The following is a 16,376-nucleotide window of genomic DNA, read 5'->3' on the forward strand; positions in this document are numbered from 1 at the left end:
CTGAGACATTTTCAATATGGTGCCTCTCCGACGAAAAGGAGCGGCACCCCTATGGCCAATCACGGCTACATGACCATCACAGGCAACACCCAAGGGTGGCGGGCTGTTCAACTCAAGCGTCCATCGGCAATAAATGTCAGACAGGACATACAGACGAAATCATGGTGCTGTCCTACAGCCACAACATGGCCAATATAGGCAACATCAATAAGCCTACGCACAGCCCTCTCGTCATCACAAAGAACGTCGACAAGTCCTCTCCGTTACTCGCTCAAGCGCTATCGACCCGAGAAGAAATAAGCGGTGCAATCAATTTCTATCGAATTTCTGCGTTTGGTCTCCAGGAGAAGTTTTTCAGCATTGAAATCGAAGGCGGCATTATTGCCAACCTGACACTTGATATGCCCCACGTTGTTTTACAAAACGACGTCGAACCCCAAGAGCACGTGGTTATTCGTTATCGCGAAATCACCTGGAGGCACCACCTCGCGGGCACCAGCGGGCACGGATCCTGGGGAAACAGCGAATGGGACAGTTGAAGGTGCGCTGCGAGGACAGAAGTTGCGATTACTGGGCCGTCAGCAAAGCGGCGGCTAATTTGATCCAACAAGCCTGCACGTTGGGCGCCCGTTATATCAATGACGGGACGCTGCGCCTGCAGTTCAATCGCGAGGTGTCTTACTACGCGAGGGGAATTGTTAATGATGTGGCTCAGGGACGGAAGAACGCTGATCAGGGTTTGAACGAGATAAAGAGCGAACAGAGTAGTTTGCTCAGTCAGGCGTCGGAGATTGCACAGAAAGGGGTCGGTGTGATTGCAGGCGCACTTCAATTCGCAACGGGTGCCGGAATTTGTTATGGATCGGCGGGTACGCTGTGTCTTTTTATTGGGACGCCCATGATGGTCCATGGCGCGAACAATGTTTATGAAAACGGAAGAAACCTCCTAGAGAACCGCGGTGACACTGAAGGGCCGATTAGAAAAGGATATCAAGCGGTGGCCAAGTCATTTAAATATACGGAGCGTGAAGGAAACATCGCCTATGGTTCCCTCGACGTCGGGATGTCTATATATAGCGCTGGAAGACTCGTATTAAAGCCTGATGCATGGCGACTATTTAGATACGCACGAACAGACTATGTTCGCGCATACAAAAACACACATACCCCTGTGCTTCTATTGGAGCGAACTGCCGACACAATAACCACACAAGGAATATATAAAGAATGGAAAAACAAAGATAGGACCAACTAATGATTACTGCAAAAATACAAACCATAATATTTTCCGCTCGAATTTATCTATTAATCATTGCTTGTGCCGGATTCCACACCATGGTCATCTTATCCGCAATTAATTACTTTATAGATATGAATTATATGATTGCCAGACTAGTAGGAATCATTTGCTTTTTCGGCTTATCAGCTTATTTTTTAATAGCCTTCTCTAAAAAACTTCGGGAAGCGTTACAAGGAAAACTGGAACAATAAAAACAATTGACACCCCGCATTAACTCAACGACAAAAACCTAACTTACCTAGGCATTCCAGCCCCGGATACGCTGTCTGCATTTGTCCTAATTTACACGTTAGATATATTTTACTTTCAAACCGCCGCCTTCAAATCCACACCCAACGCATGCGCAAACGCCTTAACTAACGGACTGCGTACCGTGTTGTGACGCAGGTTCAAATTGAACGGCGTAACGATGTTGATCAGGTCCGGGCGTACGGCGCGAAACGGCCCTTTAGCTTAGATGTCTGCGGCGAAATGCTGCGAAAGCCCCCCCCCGTCCTGACCAAGAGCGCCACGGCCTCCACCTGGGTGGCGGACGCCGAGAAGCTGTCGTAGTGAGCGAAATTCAGCTTGTCCCGATGAGACGTCGATCAGGTCGAAGACATTCATGTTTCTCTGTGCGGGTTTCTTCAAGGCATGTGCGATGACCATGAAGTCAGCACATTGGCGGCGGCGCAGATGAGTTTGCCGTATGCCCTTGCTGCAAGGTTGGCTCATGGTCTTGGCCGGTTGCAGGCGCATGACGATGCGCAACGCAGCGATCCGCGTATCGTGCACTGGATGTCGCGCATTCGTCTTGAAGTGGACCCGCAACTATCAGAGGATGGCGAACCGGTCGTCAGCCTGCGCACCGTGGACGGTCGGCAGGCGAGCCTGTGCGTTGAAGTGCTGCTGGGTGCGCCCGGGAATCCGTTGAGTGCTGCGGAGCTGGAGCATAAATTTTTCAGCCTGGCTGGGCGGGTGATGTCGCAGGAACGGGCTGCTGGATTGCTTGGGCAGTTGAGGCGGCTGGATGAGATGGAAATCGGTTCGTTTACTGGATCGGTGGCTGGGTTGATCAAGAGGTAAATCGGCTGACGCCATCGCGAGCAAGCTCGCTCCCACAGGGGGAACGCATCTCAAATGTGGGAGCGGGCTTGCTCGCGAATGGCCGCGCCTCGGTCCAGCGCCGAGCACTGAAAAACTAAATAAGGAAATTTGCCCCACCGTGGCCACTTACTCGCTCGTTATCCGCCGCTTGATGATCGTCTCGCTGACGATTGTCGTCAGCCGCGCCATCACCAGCCCGTTGCTCACGCTGTTTGTGAGCGACAAGCTTGACCTCAACCAACAGGACGTTGGTTTGCTGCTGGGCATCGCCGTGTTCGTCGCCACCCTGCTCTCTCTTTACGGCGGCTACATCATCGATCGCTTCGAGAAGCGTCGATTGCTGATCCTCGCCATGCTCTCCAGCGCTGTCGGCCTGGTGCTGCTGACCTTTGCTGAAAACCTGTACCTGACCACCCTCACATTAATTGTCACCGAAACTGCATCATCGTTATTCCTGATCGGCTCGAAGGCGATCCTCAGCGACAACCTGCCCGTGGGCCAGCGCGCCAAGGCATTTTCCTTGAGCTATACGTTGACCAACATGGGTTACGCGGTCGGGCCGATGCTCGGTGTGTTGATCGCCGGCGTTTTTGCCAGCGCGCCGTTCCTGATTGCGGCGGCCATCGCTTTTTTCAGCATGTTCTTGATGACCGGCATTGCGAAAGACCCGGGCACGGCTCCCCTCATCGGCCAGGCCCAGAGTTTCCTCAAGACGCTGGTCACCCTGAAAAACGATCGCACCCTGATCATGTTCACCGGGGGCTGCTTGCTCAGCACGGTAGTGCATGGCCGCTTTACCTTTTATCTGTCGCAGTACCTGCTGGCGACCAGCAACCCAAAGCACACCATGGAAATCATGGCCGCCCTGCTCGCCTGCAATGCCATCAGCGTGATCCTGCTGCAATACCAGATCGGCCGGTTCCTCAAACGCGAGCAATTGCGCTACTGGATTGTCGGTGGCACAGGCCTGTTCATTGTCGGGTTGATTGGCTTCAGCCTGGCCGACAGTCTGGTGTCGTGGTGCGTGGCGATGTTCATCTTCACCCTCGGCGAAATAATCATTTACCCCGCCGAATTCCTCTTCGTCGACACCCTCGCCCCGGAAGAACTGCGCGGCAGCTATTACGGCGCGCAGAACCTCGCAGCGCTCGGCGGCGCGTTGAGCCCGGTGATCTGCGGTTTCCTGCTGATGCACACGCCCGCACCCACGATGTTCTATGCCCTGAGCGCATTGGCAGCGATGGGCGGCTGCCTGTGTTTCATGAGTGGGCGACGCGGCTCCATACTGCAAAATTAGTGCACTGAAAGCTCATTAATATGAATTTGTCAGTGCCAGGAATGCGCGGCAAACTGTGTCCCGTTCCTCCCCCAATAGTGGGAACAACTTCAAGGGCTTTCTGGGTATCCCAGCCAAGCCTTTTTTTTTGCTCACGTTTTTGTCCTCGGATCGATTTCATCATGCTCGCTCGCTGGTTGCCCGCCGCCATCAACACCCGTCCCTCCGAATGGAGCCGCGCCGCCATCGGCATGGCCCTTGGGACGATGCTCAGCGTCTGGTTGTGCGGTCAGGTATTCGGCATGGAGGTAGCATTGCATTTGATCGGACCACTGGGCGCATCGGCGGTGTTGTTGTTCGCCGTCTCCTCCGGCGCCCTCGCCCAGCCATGGTCGATTCTGGGCGGCTACTTGAGCGCCGGTGTCGTTTCGTTATTGGTTGCGCACGTGCTCGGTCGCACGCTGGGCAGTGCTTGCCTTGCGGCCGGCATTGCGCTGGTGTTGATGTGCTGGCTGCGTTGCCTGCACCCGCCAGCCGGCGCATTGGCCTTGCTCCTGGTGTTGGCCGACCCGGCCACCATTGCCATGGACTGGAAAGCCCTCGGCCCGGTGATGCTCGGCGCCTGCGCCATGCTGTTCTGCGCCCTGGCCTACAACAACCTGACGCGCATTCGCTACCCAAAACGCGCCGCCGAACCGGTAGCCGTATTACCCGCCGGCCCTCCGTCCATCGACAGCCAGGCCATCACCGCCCAGGATCTGAAACTGGCCTTGGCGGACATGGACGCGTTCATCGACGTCACGCCTGAAGACCTCGAACAGCTTATCCATGCCAGTGAGCTGCACGCCAAGCGACGCAGTATCAGTGAAGTGTTTTCCAGTCGGCCTTAGATGTCTCCCATGCATTAATGCAAAGACGACCTGCATTATTCCGGGTTGTACAGGGCAAATTTGCACTGGTACGATCCGGGATCGCTCGCGTGCGAGCATCCTATAAAGAACAATAAAAGCAGGGAGTTAGTGATGACTGCTCAGGTTTCTTCTCCGGGGACTGGCTCCATGGACCCCACGCAAAATGAAGTGCTGGCCGAGGTTCGCAACCACATTGGCCACCTGACCCTCAATCGCCCCGCCGGCCTCAACGCCCTGACCCTGGACATGGTGCGCAACCTGCAACGTCAGCTCGACGCCTGGGCGCTGGATTCACAGGTGCACGCGGTGGTTTTGCGCGGTGCCGGTGAAAAGGCTTTCTGTGCCGGCGGCGATATTCGCTCGCTGTATGACAGCTTCAAAAGTGGCGACACGCTGCATCAGGATTTTTTCGTCGAGGAATACGCCCTCGACCTCGCCATCCACCATTACAGCAAACCCGTACTGGCCTTGATGGACGGCTTTGTCCTCGGGGGCGGCATGGGTCTGGTGCAAGGCGCCGATCTGCGAGTGGTCACCGAGAAAAGTCGCCTGGCGATGCCGGAAGTGGGCATCGGTTATTTCCCGGATGTCGGCGGCAGCTACTTCCTGCCACGCATTCCGGGCGAGCTGGGGATATACCTCGGTGTCAGCGGTGTGCAGATTCGCGCCGCCGATGCGCTCTATTGCGGTCTGGCCGACTGGTATCTGGACAGCGCCAAACTGGCGTTGCTGGACGAAAAGCTCGATCAACTGAAGTGGCACGACACGCCATTCAAAGACCTCCAAAACCAGCTGGCCACACTCGCCGTGCAGCAATTACCCGACGCGCCGCTAAAAGCTTTGCGTCCGGCCATCGACCATTTCTTCGCCCTGCCCGATGTGCCGAGTATTGTTGAGCAACTGCGTACAGTGACGGTTGCCGACAGCCATGAGTGGGCACTCACCACCGCCGACCTGCTGGACAGCCGTTCGCCGCTGGCCATGGGCGTGACGCTGGAAATGCTGCGCCGTGGTCGGCACTTGAGTCTGGAAAACTGCTTCGCCCTTGAGCTGCACCTGGACCGTCAATGGTTCGAGCGCGGCGACCTGATCGAAGGCGTGCGCGCGTTGCTGATCGACAAAGACAAGAGCCCGCGCTGGAACCCGCCGACCTTGCAGGCGCTGGACGCCGAGCACGTCGCGAGTTTTTTCAGCGGGTTTGATGAGAGCGGGAACTGAGCCATGCACGATATCGAATTGAGTGAAGAGCAAGTCATGATCCGCGACATGGCCCGGGACTTTGCCCGTGGCGAAATCGCGCCCCACGCCCAGGCCTGGGAAAAGGCTGGCTGGATTGACGATGGCCTGGTGGCGAAGATGGGTGAACTGGGCCTGCTTGGCATGGTGGTGCCCGAAGAATGGGGCGGCACCTACGTCGACTACGTCGCCTACGCCTTGGCGGTGGAAGAGATTTCCGCTGGCGACGGCGCGACCGGTGCGCTGATGAGCATCCACAACTCGGTAGGCTGCGGGCCGGTCTTCAATTACGGCACTGAAGAACAGAAACAGACGTGGTTGCCGGATCTGGCCAGCGGCCAGGCCATTGGCTGCTTCTGCCTGACCGAACCGCAAGCCGGTTCCGAAGCGCACAACCTGCGCACCCGCGCCGAACTGCGCGACGGTCAGTGGGTGATCAACGGCGCCAAGCAATTTGTCAGCAACGGCAAGCGGGCGAAACTGGCGATTGTGTTTGCCGTAACTGACCCGGACCTGGGCAAACGCGGCATTTCGGCCTTTCTGGTGCCGACCGACACCGCCGGTTTCATCGTCGATCGCACCGAACACAAGATGGGCATTCGTGCCTCGGACACCTGCGCGGTCACCCTGAATAACTGCACCATCCCCGAAGCGAACCTGCTGGGCGAACGCGGCAAAGGCCTGGCCATTGCCCTGTCCAACCTCGAAGGCGGCCGCATCGGCATCGCAGCGCAAGCGTTGGGCATTGCTCGTGCGGCGTTTGAAGCGGCGCTGGCGTATTCGCGGGATCGGGTGCAGTTCGGCAAAACGATCAATGAACACCAGAGCATCGCCAACATGCTCGCCGACATGCACATGCAATTGAACGCCGCCCGGTTGATGATCCTGCACGCCGCACGCCTGCGCACGGCCGGCAAACCCTGCCTGTCGGAGGCGTCACAAGCCAAGCTGTTTGCGTCGGAAATAGCGGAAAAGGTCTGCTCGTCCGCCATTCAGATTCATGGCGGTTATGGCTACCTGGAAGACTATCCGGTGGAGAAGTACTACCGGGATGCGCGAATTACGCAGATCTACGAAGGGTCGAGCGAGATTCAGCGGATGGTGATCGCCCGCGAGCTCAAAAACTATCTGGTCTAAAGGTTAAAAAGCTTCGCGAGCAAGCCCGCTCCCACCTTTGACCGTGTTCCTCCTGGAAGAATGCGATCAAATGTGGGAGCGGGCTTGCCCGCGATGGCGTCAGCGAAAACGCCGCATTACTTACCGACGAACTGCGCCTCACGCTTGGCAATAAACGCCGCCATCCCTTCTTTCTGATCCTGCGTCGCAAACGCTGCATGGAACACGCGACGCTCAAAGCGCACGCCTTCGGACAGGCTCACTTCAAACGCGCGGTTCACGCTTTCCTTGACCATCATTGCAATCGGCAGCGACTTCTTCGCGATCAGCGCCGCGACTTTCAGGGCTTCTTCCAACAATTCATCCGCCGGAACAATCCGTGCGACGATCCCGCAACGCTCCGCTTCCACGGCATCGATCAAACGCCCGCTCAGGCACATTTCCATGGCCTTGGCCTTGCCCACTGCGCGAGTCAGGCGTTGAGTGCCGCCCATGCCTGGCAGCACGCCGAGGTTGATTTCCGGCTGACCAAATTTGGCGTTGTCGCCGGCCAGGATGAAGTCGCACATCAGCGCCAATTCACAGCCACCACCCAAGGCAAAACCATTGACCGCCGCGATGATCGGCTTGCGGCGGTTGGCCACGCGGTCGCTGTCGCTGAACAGGTCGTCGATGTAAATCTGCGGGTAGGTCAGCTCGGCCATTTCCTTGATGTCGGCACCGGCGGCGAAGGCTTTTTTCGAGCCGGTCAGCACGATGCAGCCGATGTTCGAATCGGCTTCCAGGCCATCGAGGGCGTGGTTCAGTTCACTGACGATCTGCGCATTCAACGCGTTCAGCGCTTGTGGCCGGTTCAGGGTAATCAGGCCAACGCGACCGTGGGTTTCCAGCAAAATCGTTTCGTAGCTCACAGGGGACTCCTTCTCAAAGATTGCGCGAAATAACCATGCGCTGAATATCGCTGGTGCCTTCGTAGATCTGGCACACCCGCACGTCGCGGTAAATCCGCTCCAGCGGGAAGTCATTCAAGTAACCGTAACCGCCGAGGGTTTGCAACGCCGAAGAGCAGACTTTTTCAGCCATTTCCGAGGCAAACAGTTTGGCCATGGAGGCTTCGACCAGTGCCGGTTTGCCGCTGTCCCTCAAAGCCGCTGCGTAATGCACCATCTGCCGGGCCACGGCAATTTGCGTGGCCATGTCGGCAAGGCGGAACGCGACGGCCTGATGTTCGATGATCGGTTTGCCGAAACTCTCGCGCTCACGGGCATAGTCGCGGGCTGCTTCGAACGCGGCACGGGCCATGCCCACCGATTGCGAGGCGATGCCGACACGGCCGCCTTCAAGGTTGGCCAGGGCGATTCGGTAACCTTCACCCTCCTCACCCAAGCGGTTGGCCACCGGCACTTTGACGTCTTCAAACAGAATCTGGCAGGTGTCGGACGCGTGCTGGCCGAGTTTGTCTTCGACCCGGGCGACTTTATAGCCTGGCGAATCGGTCGGCACGATCAATGCGGTAATACCGCGCTTGCCGGCACTTGGATCAGTCACGGCAAACACAATCACCACCCCGGCGTTCTGCCCGGAGGTGATGAACTGTTTGCAGCCGTTGAGCACGTAGTGATCGCCTTCCAGGCGCGCACGGGTTTTCAGGCCGCTGGCGTCGGAACCGGCCTGCGGTTCGGTCAGGGCAAAGGCACCCAGCATCGCTCCGCTGGCCAGGGGCTTGAGGAAGCGCTCTTTCTGGTCGTCGTTGCCGTAGTGCAGGATCGGCACGCAACCGACCGAGTTGTGCACGCTCATGATGGTCGAGCAGGCGCCGTCGCCGGCCGCGATTTCTTCCAGGGCCATGGCGTAGGCCAGGTAACCGGTGTCGCAACCGCCCCACTGCTCAGGCACCAGCATGCCAAAGAAGCCCAGGTCGGCCATCTCAGCGATGGCTTCCTTGGGGAAGCGGTGTTCGCGGTCCCACTCGGCGGCGAACGGTTTCAGCCGTTCCTCGGCGAATTGCCGAGCCATGTCGCGAATTTGTTGTTGGTCGTCATTGGGAATCATGCCAATTCCTTAAAAAATTTAGCCTGAAGGCGCAGAACCTGTGGGAGCGGGCTTGCTCGCGAAAGCGGTGTGTCATTCAACATTGATGTCGACTGACACGGCCTCTTCGCGAGCAAGCCCGCTCCCACATTGGAATAGCGCCAGCCTCAATAGAGGCACTCAACCGCCATGGCCGTGGCTTCACCGCCGCCGATGCAGATCGCAGCAACGCCACGCTTCAGACCTTTCTGGCGCAGGGCCGAGAGCAAGGTCACCAGGATCCGTGCGCCGGATGCGCCGATCGGGTGGCCCAAGGCGCAAGCGCCGCCGTGAACGTTGACCTTCTCGTGCGGGATTTCCAGTTTGGCCATCGTCACCAGACTGACCACGGCGAAGGCTTCGTTGACTTCGAACAGCTCCACCTCATCCAGCGACCAGCCGGTTTTCTTCATCAGTTTTTTGATCGCGCCCACCGGCGCCACCGGGAACAGGCCCGGCGTATCGGCAAACGCGGCATGGCCGTGAATCACTGCCAGCGGTTTCAGCCCTTGTTTCTCGGCATCGGAACGGCGCATCAGCACCAATGCCGCCGCGCCGTCGGAAATGGAACTGGAGTTCGCTGCCGTCACCGTACCGCCATCGCGGAACGCCGGTTTCAACGACGCGATTTTGTCCAGCTTGGCTTTCGGTGGTTGCTCATCGTTGCTGATCAGCACCTGTTCTTTACCGACCATCACCGACACCGGGACGATCTCGGCGTTGAAGCTGCCGTCCTTGATTGCCTGTTGCGCACGGGTGGTCGACGCGACGGCAAACGCGTCCTGCGCCTCGCGGGTGAAGCCGTTGGTTTCGGCGCAATCCTCGGCGAAGGTGCCCATCAGGCGGCCCTTGTCGTAGGCATCTTCCAGGCCGTCGAGGAACATGTGATCAAGCACCCGACCGTGGCCCATGCGGTAACCGCTACGTGCGCGGTCCAGCAGGTACGGCGCGTTGGACATGCTTTCCATGCCGCCCGCCACCACCACGTCGGCGCTACCGGCCACCAACATGTCGTGGGCCAGAATCGCCGCTTCCATGCCCGAACCGCACATTTTGTTCAGCGTGGTGCAACGGGTCGATTTATCCAGCCCGGCGCCCAGCGCGGCTTGACGCGCTGGCGCCTGACCGAGGCCTGCGGACAGAACGCAGCCGAACAGCACTTCTTCTACCGATTCGGCGTTGATGCCGGCGCGCTCGACCGCCGCGCGGATCGCGACAGCGCCGAGTTGCGGTGCGCTCAGGCTTTTCAGTTCGCCCTGAAAACCGCCCATCGGGGTACGGACGGCGCTGACGATAACGATGGGATCGTTGGCAATAGTCATGACAAATCTCCTTACTTGGCGGCCATGCGCAAGGCACCGTCGAGACGGATCACCTCGCCGTTGAGCATGCTGTTTTCAATGATATGCCGGACCAGCGCGGCGTACTCGCCTGGCTTGCCCAGACGCGGCGGGAATGGCACGCCAGCGGCCAGCGAATCGCGGACTTCCTGGGTCATGCCGGCCATCATCGGTGTTTCGAAAATGCCGGGGGCGATGGTCATCACGCGGATACCAAAGCGCGCCAGTTCACGGGCGGCTGGCAGAGTCAGGCTGACAATGGCGCCCTTGGACGCGGCATAAGCGGCCTGGCCGATCTGGCCGTCATACGCCGCAGCCGACGCGGTATTGATGATCACACCGCGCTCGCCATCGGCATCCGGCTCGGTTTCGGCGATAGCGGCAGATGCCAGGCGCAGCATGTTGAAGCTGCCGATCAGGTTGACGTTGATCACCTGGCTGAAACTGGCGAGCCCATGCGGGCCGTTCTTGCCAAGGATCTTCTCGCCGCGCACGATGCCAGCGCAATTGACCAGGCCGTTGAGACCGCCAAAGGCCTTGACCGTGGCCTGCACCGCCGCTTCGGCAGCCGCTTCGTTGCTGATGTCAGCCACCACGCTTTGCGCGCCAAGGCGTTGAGCCTGAGCCGCTACAGCCTCGGCATTCATGTCCACCAGCATCACTTTGGCGCCGGCCGCGACCAGCATTTCAGCCGTTGCCGCACCCAGGCCGGAAGCACCGCCGGTGACGAGAAAAACCTTGTTTTCGATCTGCATCATTGTTTCCTTGGATTCAAGCTGAAACGTTCTTCGCGGCGGCCTCTTGAGCCTTGGCGATTTCCTGGTTGCGCAAGATAAAGCGCTGCAATTTGCCGCTTGGGGTTTTCGGCAACTCGCTGACAAATTCGATTTCACGGGGGTAAGAATGCGCCGCCAGACGCTTGCGCACGTGTTGGCGCAGTTCTTCGGCCAGCTCCGGCGTGGCGCGGTATTGCGAGCAAATCACCACGAAGGCTTTGACCAGCTCGGTACGCTCCGGATCGGGTTTGCCGACCACGGCGGCCTCGACCACGGCCGGGTGTTCGATCAACGCGCTTTCCACGTCGAACGGGCCGACGCGGTAGCCGGACGTGGTGATCACGTCATCGCTGCGACCGACGAAACTGATGCTGCCGTCAGGGTTCCATTCCACGGTATCGCCGCTCAGGTAATAGTCGCCGACGAACGCTTTGGTCGGCGCGCCTTCGTAACCGTTGAACCAGCACATCGGCGACTGGGTGCGATCGATGGCCAAAATGCCCGGCTGACCCACACCCAGCTCTTTGTACGCTTCGTCCAGCACCACGATGCGGTGGCCGGGTGAAGCAAAACCGGCGGCGCCGACGTGCACGGGATGTTCCAGTGCGTGGTGGTTGCACAGGACCATACCCAGTTCGGTCTGGCCGTAATGGTCGTGAATCACCACGCCAAGGTTTTCGGCGAACCAACGGATGACTTCCGGGTTCAGCGGCTCTCCGGCGCTGCTGACAATGCGCAGCTTGCCCTTGATCGACTTGGCAAACTCGTCGCCGCCCGCGATCAGCAGACGGTACGCGGTCGGTGATCCGGTGAGGTTGGTGATGCCGTACTTGTTGATCACCCGGCAGGTGCTTTCGAGGGTAAACGGGCCATCGTAGAAGGTGATCGGATGCCCCATCGCCATCGGCCCGGTGACCCCGAAATAGATGCCATAGGCCCAACCCGGGTCGGCGACGTTCCAGAACGCGTCTTCAGGGCGCAAATCCACGGCGTCGCGGGTGTAGCTCTGGAACGCGACGATGGCCTTGAGCGGCACCGACAGCGCTTTCGAGGGACCGGTGGTGCCCGAGGTGAACATCAGCAGGAACGGGTCTTCGCCGGTCAGCAGCACCGGTTCGCAGTCTGCGGAAAAATTGGCCAGTTCGGCCCAGAAACTGAAATCGCCCTGCACGATGCCCGTGCCTTTAGGGCCACCGACCGTGACGATGGTCGGGCAGTCGGCGACTTCCGCGAGTTTCGAGCGATTGACCGCGTCGGTCACCACCACTTTGGCACCCGAGCTGCCGAGACGGTGTTCAATGGCTTTGGGGCCGAAAGCGGTAAACAGTGGCTGATACACCGCGCCGATGCGCCAGGTGGCGAAGACGGTGATCAATAGTTCGATATTACGTGGCAGGAGGCCGGCGACCTTGTCGCCCTTTTTCACCCCTTGGGCCAGCAGGAAGTTGGCAAACCGTGCCGCTTTGTCCTGCAAGTCAGTGAAGGTGTACGAAGCGCTGGCGCCATCGCGCCCTTCCCAGAACAGCGCAATGCGCCCCGGCAAGGCGTGCCGGTCGCAACACTCGACGCAGGCGTTGAGCGCTTGCAAGGAACCACTGAGTGCGGCATCGACGGTGTGCTGATAATTGAACTGTGATGTGGCAGACAAGTAATCGCGCATTGCCAGAATCCCTCGGTATTTTTATTAGGTTGGGGGAACCGTATAAACCAGAGAAATACTCGCTCCGTGCGTAGAACGGGGCAATGGTCAAAGCCTTCAGATTGCGTGACTGGTTTGGCCAAAATTCAAGAGGTGTGCCGCCTGGACGCACGCTTTCGCGGGCAAGCCACGCTCCCACATTTGCAATGCACTCCCCTGTGGGAGCGTGGCTTGCCCGCGATGGCGTCAGTCGATCCAATATGGGGACCGGATCAGTGCGCCTCGTTAAGAATCAAACTCCGGTAATGCCCCGGATTGGACCCCGACCACTTGCGAAACGCCTTGTAGAACGAACTCGCATCGGCAAACCCCAGCCGGGCCGCAATCTCGGCGAAGCTGATGTTCGGCTCTGCCAGCCAAACGATCGCCAGTTCCTTGCGCACGCTGTCCTTGAGCCCTTGGTAGGTCTGCCCTTCTTCCGCCAGACGTCGGCGCAAGGTCGAGGCGGACATGTGCAGTTGCTGCGCCAACGGTTCGGTTTCCGGCCAATGTTCTGCGGGCAAGTGCCGCAAATTCTGTTTGATGCGGCTCGCCAGGCTCTCAGGATCACGGTACTTGACCAGAATATTGGCCGGCGCGTGCGCCAGGAAACGCTTGAGTTCTTCCGGGCTGCGCTTGATCGGCAAGTCCAGGCACTCAGCCGAGAAAATCATCCGCGTGCGCGGCCGGTCGAAGCGCAGGTTTTCGGAGAACATCACCTGATAGTCGCCGCAAAAATCCGGCGCCGGGCAGCGCAGTTCGATGGCCAGGATTGGAATCCGCCGCCCCGCGAGCCAACAGGCAACGCCGTGAACGATCATCCAGTAGGTGAAATAAGTGAAGGCACGACGCGGATCCTGATCGTCTTCCGCCAGCACGATTTCGGCCAGGCTTTGCTGGCGAACCAGCTGCGCGGGCATGTTTTCAAGCATCAGCGACAGAAAACCCAGGCCCGAGGTCAGCCCAGCGGCCAGGCTCGGCTGGACCATCGAGCAACGACACAGAAACTCAAGACTGCCGGATTTGAGCTTGCGCGGGTCCATGCCAAAAAACTCATCGTCACCGCGTCGCGCCAGCAGGCGCCAGAGTCGCGCATAGGCCGTCGCCGGAACTCGCGCGTCAGGGGTTTGCAACCATGCCGGATCGATGCCGACCTTGTTCAACACCTCATCGGTGGCCTGGCCCGGGGCGCAGCTTTGCAACAGCGCTTCGCGCACCAGTTGAATGGAGATGGTGTCTTTTTCCGACATTGAGCGCGGTGAGCCCTGTTGTTTTTTGAGTGCGGGCATCTTACCGCAGCACGCTTGAGCAAAGGAGATCCTGTGGGAGCGGGCTTGCCCGCGAAAGCGGTGGATATGCCGACATATGTATCGAAGGTGACGGCGTCATCGCGGGCAAGCCCGCTCCCACAGTGATGTTCAGGGTTGTTCAGCTTAGGTTCAGGTAAATGTCAATTATTGGCATATGGGAATTAATGTCATTATGTTACAAATTAGCACCCTAACTAATTGTGTCCCGGTGCTGAATGCTCGTCCCTTTCCTGATCATGCTGCGCGAAGGCATTGAAGCCGCGTTGATCGTTGGCATCATCGCCAGCTACCTCAAGCAAACCGGCCGGGGTCAGTGGATGCCCGCGGTGTGGATCGGTGTGTTCCTCGCTGCGGCGTTGGCCCTGCTGGTGGGGGGTGGTCTGGAGCTGGTCAGCGCCGAATTCCCGCAGAAACAACAAGAGCTGTTTGAAGGCGTGATCGGTCTGCTGGCCGTCGGCATTCTCAGTTCGATGGTGTTCTGGATGCGCAAAGTGGCGCGCTCGATCAAACATTCGCTGCAGGCGTCCCTCGATCACGCGCTGGCCGGCTCCAGACATCAGGTCATCGCCCTGATCGCCATGGTGTTTTTCGCCGTGGCCCGAGAAGGCCTGGAGACGGTGTTCTTCTTGCTGGCGGTGTTCCAACAGAGCGAGGGCCCGGCCGCGCCCATTGGCGCCTTGCTCGGCCTGATCCTGGCCATCGCCGTCGGTTTCCTCATCTACAGCGGCAGCATGCGCCTGAACCTTGGTGCATTTTTCCGCTGGACCGGGTTGTTCATCCTGTTCGTGGCCGCCGGCATTCTCTCCAATTCGGTGCAGGCGCTGCATGAAGCCGGGCTGTGGAATCACCTGCAAACCGTGCTGTTCGACTTCAGCGCAACGCTGCCGATGGATGGCCCGTTGGGCTCGGTGCTGGCGGGCATGTTCGGCTATCAGGACGCCCCAACGGTCAGCACCCTCGGTGCCTACCTGATTTATCTGGTGGTGGCGTTGGTGATGTTTTTCGTCCCGGCCCCGACGCCCGCCAAACAGCCTTCTTCCGTTTCCAGTCAGTAAGGGCCTTCATGTCAAAGCCTATTCCTACAGCCGGCCCGTCCCGGGCCTTGCGTTGGGCAGTGGCCGGTTCGGTGATCGTGATGATCGCCGCCGGTGGCCTGTTCTATTACGCCTCGAAAATGGCCGCCGCCAAGCGCCAGGCCAACCATGACGACGTGGTGGTCAACATTCACCCGCACAGCTGCGAGCCCAATGCGCTGACAGTCCCGGCCGGCCGCACCCGTTTTCGCATCGTCAATCGCTCCGACCGGGCCGTTGAATGGGAAATCCTCGACGGTGTGCTGGTGCTCGAAGAGCGCGAAAACATCGCACCGGGCCTGAGCCAGGTGATCAACGCCAACCTGTTGCCCGGCGACTACACCATCACTTGCGGTTTGCTCAGCAACCCGCGCGGCACCTTGCACGTGACCCCGACCGAGGTGTCCGAGGCCGCCGCAAAAGCCAAACCGTCGATGGTCGCGTTCGTTGGTCCGTTGTCAGAATTTCGCGTGTACCTGAGCACGCAAGGCACGGCGTTGATCAAAGCCGTTACCGCGCTTGAGCAAGCCATCGAGGTCGGCGACCTAAGCCAGGCGCAATCCTTGTATGCGCCGGCCCGCGCTGCGTATCAACGCATCGCCCCGGCCGCCCAGCGCCTGGCCGAGCTGGATAACGCGATCAATGCCCGCGCCGACTATTTCGAAAAACGCGAGCAGGACCCGGCCTTCGTCGGCTTCCATCGCCTGGAATATGCGCTGTTCCAGCAACGTAATCTCGATGGTTTGGCCCCGGCTGCCCAACGTCTGAGCGCTGACGTCACCACGCTCAAGCAGCAACTGCTGGCCGAACCGCTGCCGCCGGAGCAACTGGTGAGCATTGTGGTGCGCAACCTCAATACCCTCGCTGATGTACGTGCCAGCAGCGGTGAAGAAGAACGCTACAGCCACACCGACCTGAACGGTTTTGCCGCCAACCTCGACGTCGCCCGCAAAGTTGTCGACTTGCTGCGCCCGATGCTGAGCACATCCGCCGCCGATTTACTGCCCACGCTCGACAGCGCCATCGTCGCCTTCGACACCGAACTTAACGGCCTCAAGGTCAACGATGGTTACGCCCGCTACGACAGCGTCAGCGCCGAACAGCGCAAAAAAATCGCCGAAAAGGCTCAGGCACTGGCCGACGCCCTCGATGCCATCGATCCCGCCCTTGGCCTCTCCGGCCTGTAAGCAGAAGACTTGAACCC

13 protein-coding genes and 3 pseudogenes are annotated in these 16,376 nt (G+C 59.2%); 9 read left to right on the forward strand and 7 right to left on the reverse strand.

Going from position 1 to position 16,376, the window contains the following annotated elements; genetic code table 11:
• Positions 1-51 precede the first annotated feature (51 nt).
• Positions 52-539 (forward strand): annotated as a pseudogene (locus BMS17_RS00615) (Hcp family type VI secretion system effector).
• Positions 527-1,255 (forward strand): DUF4225 domain-containing protein, encoded by a 729-nt coding sequence (locus tag BMS17_RS00620; RefSeq protein WP_046027320.1) that lies wholly within the window; start codon positions 527-529, stop codon positions 1,253-1,255. The pseudogene BMS17_RS00615 and the gene BMS17_RS00620 overlap by 13 nt, the downstream one beginning before the upstream one ends.
• A gap of 351 nt (positions 1,256-1,606) precedes the next feature.
• Here the strand turns inward: BMS17_RS00620 and BMS17_RS30505 are convergent.
• Positions 1,607-1,878: pseudogene (locus tag BMS17_RS30505) on the reverse strand (LysR family transcriptional regulator); the annotation flags it as partial.
• A gap of 4 nt (positions 1,879-1,882) precedes the next feature.
• On the opposite strand from BMS17_RS30505, the pseudogene BMS17_RS00635 reads away from it, so the two are divergent.
• From BMS17_RS00635 to BMS17_RS00655, 5 genes and pseudogenes are all read left to right on the forward strand, one after another.
• Positions 1,883-2,354, forward strand: a pseudogene (locus BMS17_RS00635) (MmgE/PrpD family protein); the annotation flags it as partial.
• A 150-nt stretch (positions 2,355-2,504) separates the two neighbouring features.
• Positions 2,505-3,683 (forward strand): MFS transporter, encoded by a 1,179-nt coding sequence (locus BMS17_RS00640; RefSeq protein ID WP_077430191.1) that lies wholly within the window; start codon positions 2,505-2,507, stop codon positions 3,681-3,683.
• Positions 3,684-3,844: 161 nt separating this feature from the next.
• Positions 3,845-4,552, forward strand: coding sequence for an HPP family protein (locus tag BMS17_RS00645; RefSeq protein ID WP_077430192.1), 708 nt, complete (start codon positions 3,845-3,847; stop codon positions 4,550-4,552).
• Positions 4,553-4,684: 132 nt separating this feature from the next.
• Positions 4,685-5,791 carry an enoyl-CoA hydratase/isomerase family protein gene (locus BMS17_RS00650; RefSeq protein ID WP_077430193.1) on the forward strand — a complete coding sequence of 369 codons (1,107 nt, stop codon included), beginning with the start codon at positions 4,685-4,687 and terminating at the stop codon, positions 5,789-5,791.
• Between the two features lie 3 nt (positions 5,792-5,794).
• Complete coding sequence (locus BMS17_RS00655) at positions 5,795-6,946, forward strand: acyl-CoA dehydrogenase family protein (protein WP_077430194.1); 1,152 nt, start codon at positions 5,795-5,797, stop codon at positions 6,944-6,946.
• Between the two features lie 116 nt (positions 6,947-7,062).
• Here the strand turns inward: BMS17_RS00655 and BMS17_RS00660 are convergent, their stop codons facing one another.
• The 6 genes from BMS17_RS00660 to BMS17_RS00685 all read right to left on the reverse strand — a co-directional run bounded on the left by BMS17_RS00660 (position 7,063) and on the right by BMS17_RS00685 (position 14,039).
• Positions 7,063-7,836, reverse strand: coding sequence for an enoyl-CoA hydratase (locus BMS17_RS00660; protein ID WP_077430195.1), 774 nt, complete (start codon positions 7,834-7,836; stop codon positions 7,063-7,065).
• A 13-nt stretch (positions 7,837-7,849) separates the two neighbouring features.
• Complete coding sequence (locus tag BMS17_RS00665) at positions 7,850-8,977, reverse strand: acyl-CoA dehydrogenase (protein WP_046027328.1); 1,128 nt, start codon at positions 8,975-8,977, stop codon at positions 7,850-7,852.
• Between the two features lie 146 nt (positions 8,978-9,123).
• A complete protein-coding gene (locus BMS17_RS00670) occupies positions 9,124-10,317 on the reverse strand; it encodes an acetyl-CoA C-acyltransferase (protein WP_046027329.1) in 1,194 nt (397 codons plus the stop codon).
• A gap of 11 nt (positions 10,318-10,328) precedes the next feature.
• Positions 10,329-11,090 (reverse strand): SDR family NAD(P)-dependent oxidoreductase, encoded by a 762-nt coding sequence (locus BMS17_RS00675; RefSeq protein WP_046027330.1) that lies wholly within the window; start codon positions 11,088-11,090, stop codon positions 10,329-10,331.
• 16 nt (positions 11,091-11,106) lie between these two features.
• A complete protein-coding gene (locus BMS17_RS00680; protein WP_077430196.1) occupies positions 11,107-12,771 on the reverse strand; it encodes an AMP-binding protein in 1,665 nt (554 codons plus the stop codon).
• A 251-nt stretch (positions 12,772-13,022) separates the two neighbouring features.
• Entirely contained in the window at positions 13,023-14,039 is a 1,017-nt protein-coding gene (locus tag BMS17_RS00685; protein WP_077432156.1) for an AraC family transcriptional regulator, read from the reverse strand.
• A gap of 275 nt (positions 14,040-14,314) precedes the next feature.
• Here BMS17_RS00685 and efeU point away from each other — a divergent pair, with 275 nt between their 5' ends.
• Complete coding sequence (gene efeU / locus BMS17_RS00690; protein WP_077430197.1) at positions 14,315-15,154, forward strand: iron uptake transporter permease EfeU; 840 nt, start codon at positions 14,315-14,317, stop codon at positions 15,152-15,154.
• 8 nt (positions 15,155-15,162) lie between these two features.
• Entirely contained in the window at positions 15,163-16,359 is a 1,197-nt protein-coding gene (gene efeO, locus BMS17_RS00695; RefSeq protein ID WP_077430198.1) for an iron uptake system protein EfeO, read from the forward strand.
• Positions 16,360-16,376: the final 17 nt, after the last annotated feature.

The organism is Pseudomonas sp. C9 (genome assembly GCF_002000165.1).
Classification (GTDB): domain Bacteria; phylum Pseudomonadota; class Gammaproteobacteria; order Pseudomonadales; family Pseudomonadaceae; genus Aquipseudomonas.

Bases quoted from the DNA above. Each gene is read 5' to 3' on its own strand.
- BMS17_RS00620 (WP_046027320.1), top strand. From the start codon at position 527: ATGGGACAGTTGAAGGTGCGCTGCGAGGACAGAAGTTGCGATTACTGG.
- BMS17_RS00685 (WP_077432156.1), bottom strand. From the start codon at position 14,039: ATGTCGGAAAAAGACACCATCTCCATTCAACTGGTGCGCGAAGCGCTG.
- BMS17_RS00655 (WP_077430194.1), top strand. From the start codon at position 5,795: ATGCACGATATCGAATTGAGTGAAGAGCAAGTCATGATCCGCGACATG.
- BMS17_RS00665 (WP_046027328.1), bottom strand. From the start codon at position 8,977: ATGATTCCCAATGACGACCAACAACAAATTCGCGACATGGCTCGGCAA.
- BMS17_RS00650 (WP_077430193.1), top strand. From the start codon at position 4,685: ATGACTGCTCAGGTTTCTTCTCCGGGGACTGGCTCCATGGACCCCACG.
- BMS17_RS00675 (WP_046027330.1), bottom strand. From the start codon at position 11,090: ATGCAGATCGAAAACAAGGTTTTTCTCGTCACCGGCGGTGCTTCCGGC.
- efeU (WP_077430197.1), top strand. From the start codon at position 14,315: ATGCTCGTCCCTTTCCTGATCATGCTGCGCGAAGGCATTGAAGCCGCG.
- efeO (WP_077430198.1), top strand. From the start codon at position 15,163: ATGTCAAAGCCTATTCCTACAGCCGGCCCGTCCCGGGCCTTGCGTTGG.
- BMS17_RS00680 (WP_077430196.1), bottom strand. From the start codon at position 12,771: ATGCGCGATTACTTGTCTGCCACATCACAGTTCAATTATCAGCACACC.
- BMS17_RS00670 (WP_046027329.1), bottom strand. From the start codon at position 10,317: ATGACTATTGCCAACGATCCCATCGTTATCGTCAGCGCCGTCCGTACC.
- BMS17_RS00645 (WP_077430192.1), top strand. From the start codon at position 3,845: ATGCTCGCTCGCTGGTTGCCCGCCGCCATCAACACCCGTCCCTCCGAA.